A 10,845-nucleotide genomic window follows, 5' to 3' on the forward strand; every position below is an offset into this window, starting at 1 on the left:
CATCTGCTTGGGGGGCGCCGGGTGGTGGGTGGGTGGGGGGTGTACCTTTTCCTCTTTTGAGTGTTTGTGGTTTTGTTGGGGGTGCCGCCCAACCCCCCCCCCCCCCCCTACTGACCTGCACACTTGACGAAATTACCTAACGTGCAGTAATGAGACGACTACACGTTGAAGCGGAATGTCTGCGGCCCACTCCTGACCTGCGGCGGAGCCCCATCCAGGTCCCTGACCAGGCGTTTCTCCGTTGGCGAGCGTTGGGTCCCGACGGTCGCTTACGGGTGCCCTGCGGACTGTCTGCGGACTGGCCTACGAGGTCTCGACGGAATCGAGGTGCCTGCGCAGCTCAGCCGCGATGTCTTCGTCGCCACCCTCGGCCGGCAGCGGCCACAGGTCCTGCTCGCCGTTCGCCACAGCAAGGCCGCTCGCGAACCAGACGAGGTGCGGTGCGGGCACGAAGGAGTCCCGGAGCCACCGCGCAACGTGGGCTCGGGAATGTCTCCCTCAGAGCCCCCTCCAGGGACTTGGCCGTAGCGCGCCAGGCTCAGCACCGTGAAGCGCCACGGTCTCCTCGTCCCGCTGGACCGCGCACCGGCGCCCTTCAGGCGGGCCGAACGACTGATGGATGATCAGATGCCCAGCGCCAGCCCAGCACGGGAAACAGCAGGGGCCAACGGCTCACCTCTTCACCTGAATGCCCCTGCCGCGTTGCCCCCCATCCGCCCCGGTCATCGCATGGAGTGGGAAAACGAGCCCGCGCGGGGCCACCGGAAGGCAGGAAAGGGCGCTATGTACGTTCGCAGCATCTACGCAACGGGTGATCCGGCCGAGCTCGACGGGGTCGCCGAGGCGCTACGGACCGACGGGCGTGCGCTGCTGTCGGCGCAACCGGGCTTTCGCGGGATGGGGCTGTTCGCCGACCGCGAGCTCGGCAAGCTCCTGGTGGGATCGTGGTGGGAGGACGAGGCCTCCCGGCAGGCCAGCTACGAGAACCTGAGCAAGCGGCGGGCCGAGATGATGGCGCCCTTCGCGCAGACCGTGACGGTCGACAACTGGGAAGCGGCGGTCGCCCGGCGCGCAGAGGAACTCGCGCCAGGCGCGGGGTTCCGGCTGGTCCACATGGACGTCGAGCCGGCCGACATCGACCTGCTGGTGGACACGTTCCGCGACACCTCACTGCCCAGGGTCCAGACGGTTCCCGGACTGGCCGGCATCTCCCTGCTCATCGATCGCGACCGCGGCAGAGCCGCCGTCGGCGCGCTCTACGCCGACCGCAACGCACTCGTGGCATCCCGTGGCGCCGTCGCGGCGGTCCGCGGAGAGGCCACGGCGAAGGCTCGCGCAACCACCCGCAGCCTCGAGGAATTCGAGGTGGTCCTCGCCACGGCGGTACCCCACGCCTGAGCCTGCCTCCGCTTCCGCGATCGCGAGTCAGCACCAAGTCGGCATGGGCATGCAGAAGGGGTCGAACTCGACGAGTCCGGCCCCTTCTGACCCGCACGCTTGCGAAATCAGTCCATCGGCCGGGGGCGTGGCTCGTACGCGGGTGCCCCTGCACGCCGCAGGGCCGCGGGATCTCCGTCCCCGGAATCAGCCACCCAATCGGCGGCTCACCCCAACGAGTGCACGCAACCCACGTTGTGTACACATGGCACACTCGGTACCCTTGAGGCATGACTCAGCCGCTGCCCATAGAGTCCATTCGCGACGTACGCGCTCACTTGGCCGAAGTCGTCGAACGGGCCGACCGCGACGACGTGCCCACTGTCATCACCCGCCGCGGCAAGCAAGTCGCCGCCGTGGTCTCGATCGAGGTGCTGCGCAAGTACCAGGAGTGGGAAGAGCGCGAGATCAACCGCATCATCGACGAACGCATGGCGAGCCCGGCCGCCGGCGTCCCGATCGAGGACGTGATGAGGGAGACCCTGGCGCGCAGTGAGTGACTACCGCACGGTGTTCCGACCCGAGGCCCAGGCCGAGCTGCGCAAGATCCCGCGTGACATGGCGCTTCGCATCCTGGCCAAACTGACAGAGCTGGAGAGCGACCCCTTCGGCTTCAACACCACGGCACTCGCATCCCAGCCTGAGCGCCGCCGCCTACGGGTCGGCGACTACCGTGTCGTCTACACGATCGACAACGGGCAGCTGGTGGTGTGGGTCGTACACGTCGGACACCGCTCCACGGTCTACGACACTTAGCTGCTCCCGGTCCTGCGGACTGTTGCGGACAGCAGAAGGGCCTGACCTGCATCCTCGCAGGTCAGGCCGCATCTGGATACGCGATCAGACGTTGAAGCGGAACTCCACCACGTCGCCGTCCTGCATGACGTAGTCCTTGCCTTCCATGCGGGCCTTGCCCTTGGCGCGGGCTTCGGCGACGGAGCCGCATTCGACCAGGTCCGCGAAGGAGATGACCTCGGCCTTGATGAAGCCGCGCTGGAAGTCCGTGTGGATCACGCCGGCGGCCTCGGGGGCGGTGGCGCCCTTCTTGATGGTCCAGGCGCGGGTTTCCTTCGGGCCGGCCGTCAGGTAGGTCTGCAGGCCCAGCGTCGCGAAGCCGACGCGGCCGAGGGTGGCCATGCCGGGCTCCTCCTGGCCGACCGACTGGAGGAGCTCGAGGGCCTCGTCGTCCTCGAGCTCGATGAGCTCGGCCTCGAGCTTGGCGTTCAGGAAGATCGCCTCGGCCGGGGCCACCAGCGCGCTCTGCTCCGCCTTGAAGGCGTCGTCCGTCAGCTCGTCCTCGTCCACGTTGAAGACGTAGAGGAACGGCTTGACCGTGAGGAGGTGGAGCTCGTGGAGGAGGTCGCCCTGCTCCGTGCCCTTCGTGATGCCCACCGAGAAGAGCGTCGTGCCCTCCTCCAGGATCTTCTGGGCCTTCTCGACGGCGGCGAGGACCGCGACCTTCTCCTTCTGGAGGCGGGCTTCCTTCGTCAGGCGCGGAACGGCCTTCTCGATGGACTGGAGGTCCGCGAGGATCAGCTCGGTGTTGATGGTCTCGATGTCGTCCTTCGGCGAGACCTTGCCGTCGACGTGAACGACGTTCTCATCCGCGAAGGCGCGGATGACCTGGCAGATCGCGTCGGACTCGCGGATGTTCGCGAGGAACTTGTTGCCGAGGCCCTCGCCCTCCGACGCACCGCGCACGATGCCGGCGATGTCGACGAAGTCGACCGTCGCCGGGAGGACCTTCTGCGAACCGAAGATGCCGGCCAGGACGGCGAGGCGCGCGTCCGGAACGCCGACGACGCCGACGTTCGGCTCGATCGTGGCGAACGGGTAGTTGGCCGCCAGCACGTCGTTCTTGGTCAGGGCGTTGAACAGGGTCGACTTGCCGACATTCGGCAGGCCGACGATTCCGATCGTGAGCGACACGTTGGCGACTTCCCGTAGCTGGAGGGGGCGGCGGCCCGGTAGTGGGCCATCGGACAGTTTACTTTCCGATGAGGGGGCACGGATGTACGCGTGTCCGGGCACGCGATCGGCGGCCCCCCGCCTAGCTTTGGGGGGTGGAGCGATACGAAGCGCGTACGGTACGTCACCCGGCGGAGCGGGCCGCGGCCCCCGGGCGGGCGACGGCGGTACGACGGCTGCCGCGGCCGCGGCTGACGGGGCTCGGCGGCGGGCTGTTCGCGTGCGCCGCGATGCTCGTGGTCGGCGGCGTCGACTGGCTGCTGTTCGACGCCTCGCTGTTCGTCTACGGGCTGCTCTTCCTGCCCGTCGCGGCCGCCACCGCCCTGTGGGTGCGGCCGGCCGACCTGATCACCGCGCCGATCACCGCCCCGATCGCCTTCGCCGCCGGGGTGTGGCCCGTGTCGGGCGGCTCCGGCGGCTTCGCCGGGGAGGTGATGGGGCTGGTGTCCGCGCTGTCCCTGCACGCCGGCTGGCTGTACGCCGGGACGCTCGTCGCCGCCCTGATCGTGGTCGTGCGCAAGGCCGTACTGATCGGACGCAGGAGAGCGCCCCGCCGCATCGCCTAGGTGCTGCCTCCGGGGCGGGGCCGTGCCCGGGTGCGGAGGGCGGCGAGGTGGAGTGATCACTCAGCGGGCAGACACATCCGGTCCGCTGACCGATCCGTCAGCTGACCAACCCGTCCATGAGACGCGCGCGCCAGGAGACCCCGGCCGGCCGCTCCCGCGGGGCAGCCGGGCCCCGGTCAGATCGTGACCGGGCCGTGGGCGGTGGCGAACTCGACCGAGACCAGGCCCGGGTCCTCGTCCTCGACCCAGGTGACGTCGATCTGGTCGAGGGGGTGGTCGGCCGGTTCGCCGAGGAACTCGGCGATGGAGGCGGCGTCGCCGGCGATGGAGACCCCGTGGATGGTGCTGGAGGTGCGCGGGTCGGCGCTCGGGCGCTCCTCGACGGGGACCAGCCACTGGAGGAAGTAGGGCAGTTGCGGGTCCTCCATGAGTTCCAGCAGGCCGATCTGCTTCCACCTCAGGTCGAACCCGTCGGGGCGGACACGGTGGCCCTCAGCCGAGGTGCGGCCGAGGCGGGTCTCGACCGGGGCGATGTCGTCGACGGAGACCACCCAGCCGAGCCAGCCGCCGCCCTCGGCGGCGCGGCGCGCGACCGCCTGGCCGAAGGGTGCGCGGTCGGCGGCGGGGTGGTCGAGCGTGGTGACGACCTCGACGAAGGTGCCGCCGCTCAGCGGGAGAATGAAGTTGCGGGTGCCGAACCGCGGGTGCACGCCCCCGTCGACGAACCCGGCGCCGAGGGCCGATCCAATCCACTGGACAGTCGAGACGAAGCTGTCGCGGGCCACCGCATAGGACACGTGATCAAGTCGCACCGCGCCATCATCACCCGGCAACCCGTACACATCCCGACGCCACGCCCGACGGCACGCCCGACGCCGCGCCCGCCGCCCCGGCCGGCCAGACGACCGGCCCGCGGCCTCACCCGCCCGGGACTACTCGGCGCCGATCACGCCACCGGGCACACCACCGAGCTCGCCGCCGGCCGCGCCGCCGGCCGCACCACCGGCCGCACCACCGACTACGACGCCGCCCCCGCCGCCGAGTGCGCCGCCATCGCCGCGCCCACGATGCCCGCGTTGTTCTGCAGCTCCGCCGGGACGATCTTTGCCCGGACGCCCTCGATCAGCGGGAGGAACTTCTCCGGCTTGCGGCTCACTCCCCCGCCGATGATGAACAGGTCCGGCGAGAACAGCATCTCCACGTGGGCCAGGTACTTCCCCACCCGGTGCGCCCAGCGCTCCCACGTGAGGTCCCCGTCCTCCTTCGCCTTCACCGACGCCCGCGTCTCCGCGTCGTGGCCCTTCAGCTCCAGGTGGCCCAGCTCGGTGTTCGCCACCAGCCGCCCGTCCGTGAACAGCGCGCTGCCGATCCCGGTTCCCAGCGTCAGCAGGATGACGGTGCCGCCGATCCCGCGCCCCGCCCCGTAGGACATCTCCGCGATCCCCGCCGCGTCCGCGTCGTTGAGGACCGTGACCGGCCGGCCGTCCAGGCGCCGCGAGAGGAGGGCCGCCGTGTCCACGCCGACCCACGCCTTGTCCATGTTGGCCGCCGAACGGGTGACCCCGCTCGTGACCACGCCGGGGAACGTGACCCCGACCGGCCCGTCCCAGTCGAAGTGGCGCACCACCTCGACGACGCAGCCGGCCACCCCGTCGGGGGTGGCCGGCTGCGGTGTCAGTACCTTGTGGCGCTCCTGCGCCAGGTCGCCGCGGTCCAGGTCCACGGGAGCGCCCTTGATCCCGGAACCGCCGATGTCCACACCGAAGATCTCCATGGACTCACCGTACGAAATGCCCGGCCCCGGCGCTGCCCCGAACGGACCTACTGCTCCTTGACGAGCTCCGCCGCCTCGGCGCGCAGGTCGCGGCGCAGTTCCTTCGGCAGCGAGAAGACGATCGACTCCTCGGCGGTCTTGACGATCTCCACGTCCGCGTACCCGCGCTCGGCGAGCCACTCCAGCACTTCTTCGACCAGCACCTCCGGCACGGAGGCGCCCGAGGTCAGGCCGACGGTGGTGACGCCTTCCAGCCAGGCCTCGTCGATCTCGCTCGCGAAGTCGACGAGGTAGGAGGCGCGCGCGCCCGCGTCGAGGGCGACCTCGACGAGGCGGATCGAGTTCGAGGAGTTCTTGGAGCCGACCACGATGACCAGGTCGGAGTCCGCGCCCATCGCCTTGACCGCCTCCTGGCGGTTCGAGGTGGCGTAGCAGATGTCGTCGCTCGGCGGCGAGAGGAGCAGCGGGAACCTGGTCTTCAGCGCGTCGACCGTCTCCATCGTCTCGTCGACGGAGAGCGTGGTCTGCGACAGCCAGACCACCTTGGACTCGTCGCGGACGGTGACCTTCTCCACGTCGTGCGGGCCGTCCACGATGGTGATGTGGTCCGGGGCCTCGCCGGAGGTGCCGATGACCTCCTCGTGGCCCTCGTGGCCGATGAGGAGGATGTCGAAGTCCTCGTTCGCGTACCGGACGGCTTCCTTGTGGACCTTGGTGACCAGCGGGCAGGTCGCGTCGATCGTCGCGAGCTTGCCGCGGGCCGCCTCCTCGTGCACCACCGGGGCCACGCCGTGCGCGGAGAACATCACGATGGAGCCCTCGGGGACCTCCTCCGTCCGCTCGACGAAGATGGCGCCCTTCTTCTCCAGGGTCTGGACGACGTACTTGTTGTGCACGATCTCGTGGCGGACGTAGACCGGCGCACCGTACTGCTCGAGGGCCTTCTCGACGGCGATCACGGCTCGGTCCACGCCCGCGCAGTAGCCGCGGGGGGCGGCGAGCAGGACGCGGCGGGATGCGGGAGCGGGGGCGGCAGCAGTCATGGGCTCCATCGTACGGGGGTCTCCAGCAGGCCGGACGTCGCCCGTTCGGCACAGACTGGGTCGAATGTCCGTACCGGCTATCCCCCGGAGGAACGATGGCGTCCGCGACGGATTCCAGCACGACGCCCGGAGCCTCCGGGACGCCCGGCGGTTCCGGTACCGCGCTGCGCCGCAGCCTCGGCTTCCGGGACCTGGTCGTCTACGGGCTCCTCTTCATCGCCCCCATGGCCCCGGTCGGCGTCTTCGGGACCCTCGACGCCACGTCGCACGGCGCCGTCGCCCTCGTCTACCTTTTCGCGACCGTCGCGATGGCCTTCACCGCCTTCTCCTACGCGCAGATGGTGCGCGTGGCCCCGCAGGCCGGCTCGGTCTTCACGTACGCCCGCAAGGGCCTGGGCGAGGGCCCCGGCCTGATCGCCGGGTGGATGGCGATGCTCGACTACCTGCTGATCCCGGCGGTCGCCTACCTCTTCTCCGGGATCGCCATGAACGCCCTGGTCCCGGAGGTCTCCCGGTGGGTGTGGACGGCCCTGGCCGTGGTCGTCACCACCCTGCTGAACCTGTGGGGCGTACGGGCGGCGGCGCGCGTGGGCTTCGCCGTGCTGGCCATGGAGATCGTGGTCCTGCTGGTGTTCGTGGTCGCCGCCACGACCGTGCTGGTCCGGGACGGGGCGCGGCGCGGCTGGCTCTCGCCGCTCACCGGCGACGGCTCGCTCGGCTTCTCGACGACCGCCGTGCTCGGGGCGGTCTCGGTCGCGGTCCTTTCCTATCTGGGCTTCGACGCCATCGTCTCCTTCGCCGAGGAGGTGACGGGCGGCAGCGCGAAGGTGGCGCGGGCGGTGTTGTTCTGCCTCGCGCTGGCCGGGGTGCTGTTCGTCTCCCAGACCTATCTGGCGGCCCTGCTCACCCCCGTCTCGTCGGCCGAGCTGGCGGCCGATCCGGCGAAGCAGGGGCCGGCCTTCTACACCACGGTGGAGGCCTCCGTGGGGCCCTGGCTGCACGATCTGGTCGCGGTCAGCAAGGCGGTCGGGGCCGCTTTCGCGGCGCTGGCCGGACAGGCGGCGGCGGGCCGGCTGCTGTTCGCGATGGCCCGCGAGCGGCGGCTGCCGCGCGCGCTGGCCCGTACCTCGCACGGCACGCCGCGCCCGGCGCTGCTGGTGGCGGCGACCGTGACGCTGATCGCGGCGGTGTGGGCGGCCCGGCGCGACGACGGGCTGGACCACCTGGTCTCGGTGGTCGACATCGGAGCGCTGGTGGCCTTCACCCTGCTGCACGCCTCGGTCGTCGGCTGGTTCGTCGTCCAACGGCGCGAGGGCGCCCCGAACTGGTTCAAGCACCTGGTGCTCCCGGTGCTCGGCGCCACCGTGACCGTGGCGGTGATCGTCGAGGCTTCGTGGACGGCCCAGCTGGTGGGGGCGGTGTGGCTGGCGGTGGGCCTGGGCCTGCTGGTGGCCCAGCGCGGGCGACGCGCGGACGCCGGCGGGGCCGGCCCCGACGCCGGTGTCAGTTCGGGCGGTTAGCCTGCGTGCATGGGTCTGAATACGTCGGCTGACGCGCCGCTGCCGGTCGGTCAGGTGTCCCGGCTCATCGGGGGCTGGATCGACAAGCTCGGCCAGGTGTGGGTGGAAGGGCAGATCACGCAGCTCTCGCGCAGGCCGGGAGCGGGGGTGGTCTTCCTGACGCTGCGCGACCCCTCCCACGACATCTCGCTCAGCGTGACCTGCTTCCGCCAGGTCTTCGACGAGGTCGCGGACTCGGTGACGGAGGGCGCGCGCGTCGTCGTCCTGGCCAAGCCCGAGTGGTACGCCCCGCGCGGGCAGCTGTCGCTGCGGGCGACGGAGATACGCCCCGTCGGCATCGGCGAGCTGCTCGCACGGCTCGAGCGGCTCAAGCGCTCACTGGCCGCCGAGGGGCTCTTCGCCGCGGACCGCAAGCAGCCGCTGCCCTTCCTGCCGCAGCTGGTCGGGCTGGTGGTCGGGCGGGCCTCGGCGGCCGAGCGCGACGTGCTGGAGAACGCCCGGCGCAGGTGGCCGGCGGTCCGCTTCGAGGTCCGCAACGTCGCCGTCCAGGGGGTGAACGCGGTGCCCCAGGTGATCCAGGCGGTCAAGGAGCTGGACGCCATGCCCGAGGTGGACGTGATCATCGTGGCGCGCGGCGGCGGCAGCGTGGAGGACCTGCTGCCGTTCTCCGACGAGGAGGTCGTGCGGACCGTCGCGGCGGCCCGCACGCCCGTGGTCTCGGCGATCGGGCACGAGCCGGACTCCCCGCTGCTGGACCTGGTGGCGGACCTGCGGGCGTCCACGCCCACGGACGCGGCGAAGAAGGTGGTCCCGGACGTCGGCGAGGAGCTGGAGCGGGTACGCCAGCTGCAGGGCCGGGGGCTGCGCGCCGTGAGCGGACTGCTCGACCGGGAGGAGCGGGGGCTCGCGCACGCCCTCGCGCGCCCGGTGTTCGTCCATCCCCGGCGGATGGTGGAGACCCGGGAGGCCGAGCTCGACGCCCTGCTGGCGCGCGGCCGGCGGACGCTGGGGCACCTGCTGGACCGGGCCGATTCGGAGCTGGCGCACACGCTCGCCCGGGTGGTGGCGCTGTCACCGGCGGCGACGCTGGAGCGCGGGTACGCGGTGCTGCAGCGGGCCGACGGGCACGTGGTGCGCTCGCCGCGGGACGTGTCCGCGGGCGATGTGCTGCGGGCGCGGGTGGCGGACGGGGAGTTCCGGGTGGCGGTCGGGGCCGTCGGGTCCGAGGCCGGAGCCGAGGTAGGAGCCGAGGCCGAGGCCGGGTCCGGGTCCGGGGCCGGAACCGCGGCCGACACCGGCGCCGATACCGGAAAGGGCACCGACACCGACACCGGAAAGGGCACCGGAAACGAGCCCCCGGCCGGGTCCGGGGACCCCGCGTAGCCCGGCACATGGCCGCAATGAATTCGCTGCACTACACACAGGAGGTGGGATCGGGAATGGCCGGAACCGATACGGCGCTGGGATACGAGCAGGCGCGTGACGAGCTCATCGAGGTCGTCCGCAAGCTGGAGGCCGGCGGGACCTCGCTGGAGGACTCCCTCGCGCTCTGGGAGCGCGGCGAGGAGCTCGCGAAGGTGTGCCGCCACTGGCTGGAGGGCGCCCGCGCCCGGCTGGACTCGGCGCTGGCGGCGCGCGACGCGGCGCGGGAGGACGGGGAGGGCGGGGAGGGCGGCCGGGGGTGAGCCCGGCCCCCGGCGAGTGAGCTCGGTCACCACCCCGGCCGAACTAGTTGAATATTCACCTATCTCGGGGTTAGTCTCCTGGACGTCGCTTCAGCTTCAGTCCGTACAGAAGAAGGCTTTCCGATGTCTCTCGTTCTCGACGCCGCCGCTCAGGACCTCCTCTTCCGCGAGGCCCGCACCGCCAACACGTTCTCCGACGAGCCGGTGACCGAGGAGCAGGTCCAGGCGATCTACGACCTGGTGAAGTTCGGCCCGACCGCCTTCAACCAGACCCCGCTGCGCATCACCCTGGTCCGCTCCCCCGAGGCCCGCGAGCGCCTGGTGAAGCACATGGCCGAGGGCAACCAGGCCAAGACCGCCGCCGCCCCGCTGGTCGCGATCCTGTCCGCGGACAACGAGTTCCACGAGGAGCTCCCGCACCTGCTCCCGCACTTCCCGCAGGCCAAGGACGCCTTCTTCTCCGAGCGCCCGGTCCGCGAGCAGTCCGCGCTGGTCAACGCCACGCTGCAGGCCGCCTACTTCATCATGGGCGTCCGCGCCGCCGGCCTGGCCGCGGGCCCGATGACCGGCCTGGACTTCGCCGGCATCCAGAAGGAGTTCCTGGACGGCGACCACACCCCGCTGATGGTCGTCAACATCGGCAAGCCGGGCGACGACGCCTGGTTCCCGCGCTCCCCGCGCCTGGAGTTCGACCAGGTCGTCACCACCGTCTGAGCCGGCTGACGCCTGACGCCGTACGGCGGACGCCCGGCACCTGACGCCTGACGTACAGCAAGAGGCGGGGGGGGGGCGCGCGCCGGCGGGGGGGGGGCGGGTCTGGGTGGGGGGGGGGGGCGGGGCGGGGGGGCGCGG

Annotated in this window: 13 protein-coding genes; 8 read left to right on the forward strand and 5 right to left on the reverse strand. The window is 71.3% G+C overall.

The genetic code is table 11. The features are described 5' to 3' along the window. Window positions 1-303: 303 nt before the first annotated feature. Entirely contained in the window at window positions 304-450 is a 147-nt protein-coding gene (locus ACWF9Z_RS04455; RefSeq protein ID WP_453597351.1) for a hypothetical protein, read from the reverse strand. Between the two features lie 333 nt (window positions 451-783). Here ACWF9Z_RS04455 and ACWF9Z_RS04460 point away from each other — a divergent pair, with 333 nt between their 5' ends. From ACWF9Z_RS04460 to ACWF9Z_RS04470, 3 genes are all read left to right on the forward strand, one after another. Next, on the forward strand, window positions 784-1,398 hold the full coding sequence (locus tag ACWF9Z_RS04460) for an antibiotic biosynthesis monooxygenase (protein ID WP_453597353.1): 615 nt from the start codon (window positions 784-786) through the stop codon (window positions 1,396-1,398). A gap of 269 nt (window positions 1,399-1,667) precedes the next feature. Beyond that, the gene (locus ACWF9Z_RS04465) at window positions 1,668-1,937 is read left to right on the forward strand and encodes a type II toxin-antitoxin system Phd/YefM family antitoxin (RefSeq protein ID WP_060180502.1); all 270 of its coding nucleotides are present in this window, start codon (window positions 1,668-1,670) and stop codon (window positions 1,935-1,937) included. Beyond that, window positions 1,930-2,193 (forward strand): type II toxin-antitoxin system RelE family toxin, encoded by a 264-nt coding sequence (locus ACWF9Z_RS04470; RefSeq protein WP_453597355.1) that lies wholly within the window; start codon window positions 1,930-1,932, stop codon window positions 2,191-2,193. Before ACWF9Z_RS04465 ends, ACWF9Z_RS04470 begins: the two co-directional genes overlap by 8 nt. Window positions 2,194-2,277: 84 nt before the next feature. Here ACWF9Z_RS04470 and ychF read toward each other — a convergent pair whose 3' ends face one another. Beyond that, on the reverse strand, window positions 2,278-3,366 hold the full coding sequence (gene ychF, locus ACWF9Z_RS04475) for a redox-regulated ATPase YchF (RefSeq protein ID WP_453597357.1): 1,089 nt from the start codon (window positions 3,364-3,366) through the stop codon (window positions 2,278-2,280). A 134-nt stretch (window positions 3,367-3,500) separates the two neighbouring features. Between ychF and ACWF9Z_RS04480 the strand changes: the two genes are divergently transcribed. After that, a complete protein-coding gene (locus ACWF9Z_RS04480; protein WP_453597359.1) occupies window positions 3,501-3,971 on the forward strand; it encodes a DUF6542 domain-containing protein in 471 nt (156 codons plus the stop codon). A 176-nt stretch (window positions 3,972-4,147) separates the two neighbouring features. Here the strand turns inward: ACWF9Z_RS04480 and ACWF9Z_RS04485 are convergent, their stop codons facing one another. From ACWF9Z_RS04485 to ACWF9Z_RS04495, 3 genes are all read right to left on the reverse strand, one after another. Next, the gene (locus ACWF9Z_RS04485) at window positions 4,148-4,783 is read right to left on the reverse strand and encodes a VOC family protein (protein WP_453597361.1); all 636 of its coding nucleotides are present in this window, start codon (window positions 4,781-4,783) and stop codon (window positions 4,148-4,150) included. Window positions 4,784-4,989: 206 nt separating this feature from the next. After that, on the reverse strand, window positions 4,990-5,745 hold the full coding sequence (gene ppgK / locus ACWF9Z_RS04490) for a polyphosphate--glucose phosphotransferase (RefSeq protein WP_453597363.1): 756 nt from the start codon (window positions 5,743-5,745) through the stop codon (window positions 4,990-4,992). Window positions 5,746-5,792: 47 nt separating this feature from the next. Next, window positions 5,793-6,797 (reverse strand): 4-hydroxy-3-methylbut-2-enyl diphosphate reductase, encoded by a 1,005-nt coding sequence (locus ACWF9Z_RS04495; RefSeq protein ID WP_453597365.1) that lies wholly within the window; start codon window positions 6,795-6,797, stop codon window positions 5,793-5,795. An 86-nt stretch (window positions 6,798-6,883) separates the two neighbouring features. On the opposite strand from ACWF9Z_RS04495, the gene ACWF9Z_RS04500 reads away from it, so the two are divergent. From ACWF9Z_RS04500 to ACWF9Z_RS04515, 4 genes are all read left to right on the forward strand, one after another. Next, window positions 6,884-8,308 (forward strand): APC family permease, encoded by a 1,425-nt coding sequence (locus ACWF9Z_RS04500; RefSeq protein ID WP_453597367.1) that lies wholly within the window; start codon window positions 6,884-6,886, stop codon window positions 8,306-8,308. A gap of 9 nt (window positions 8,309-8,317) precedes the next feature. Next, window positions 8,318-9,691, forward strand: a complete 1,374-nt coding sequence (xseA, locus tag ACWF9Z_RS04505; RefSeq protein ID WP_453597369.1) for an exodeoxyribonuclease VII large subunit — start codon at window positions 8,318-8,320, stop codon at window positions 9,689-9,691. A gap of 56 nt (window positions 9,692-9,747) precedes the next feature. Beyond that, on the forward strand, window positions 9,748-9,993 hold the full coding sequence (locus ACWF9Z_RS04510; RefSeq protein ID WP_453597371.1) for an exodeoxyribonuclease VII small subunit: 246 nt from the start codon (window positions 9,748-9,750) through the stop codon (window positions 9,991-9,993). 123 nt (window positions 9,994-10,116) lie between these two features. After that, window positions 10,117-10,707: a malonic semialdehyde reductase gene (locus ACWF9Z_RS04515; RefSeq protein WP_453597373.1), complete on the forward strand. Its 591-nt coding sequence runs from the start codon at window positions 10,117-10,119 to the stop codon at window positions 10,705-10,707. Window positions 10,708-10,845 lie beyond the last annotated feature (138 nt).

This window comes from Streptomyces sp. NPDC054961, assembly GCF_053609145.1.

What these genes read in the sequence shown, in the direction of transcription:
- ACWF9Z_RS04495 (WP_453597365.1), bottom strand. Translation starts at nt 6,797, where the DNA reads ATGGAGCCCATGACTGCTGCCGCCCCCGCTCCCGCATCCCGCCGCGTC.
- ACWF9Z_RS04460 (WP_453597353.1), top strand. Translation starts at nt 784, where the DNA reads ATGTACGTTCGCAGCATCTACGCAACGGGTGATCCGGCCGAGCTCGAC.
- xseA (WP_453597369.1), top strand. Translation starts at nt 8,318, where the DNA reads ATGGGTCTGAATACGTCGGCTGACGCGCCGCTGCCGGTCGGTCAGGTG.
- ppgK (WP_453597363.1), bottom strand. Translation starts at nt 5,745, where the DNA reads ATGGAGATCTTCGGTGTGGACATCGGCGGTTCCGGGATCAAGGGCGCT.
- ACWF9Z_RS04500 (WP_453597367.1), top strand. Translation starts at nt 6,884, where the DNA reads ATGGCGTCCGCGACGGATTCCAGCACGACGCCCGGAGCCTCCGGGACG.
- ACWF9Z_RS04515 (WP_453597373.1), top strand. Translation starts at nt 10,117, where the DNA reads ATGTCTCTCGTTCTCGACGCCGCCGCTCAGGACCTCCTCTTCCGCGAG.
- ACWF9Z_RS04510 (WP_453597371.1), top strand. Translation starts at nt 9,748, where the DNA reads ATGGCCGGAACCGATACGGCGCTGGGATACGAGCAGGCGCGTGACGAG.
- ACWF9Z_RS04465 (WP_060180502.1), top strand. Translation starts at nt 1,668, where the DNA reads ATGACTCAGCCGCTGCCCATAGAGTCCATTCGCGACGTACGCGCTCAC.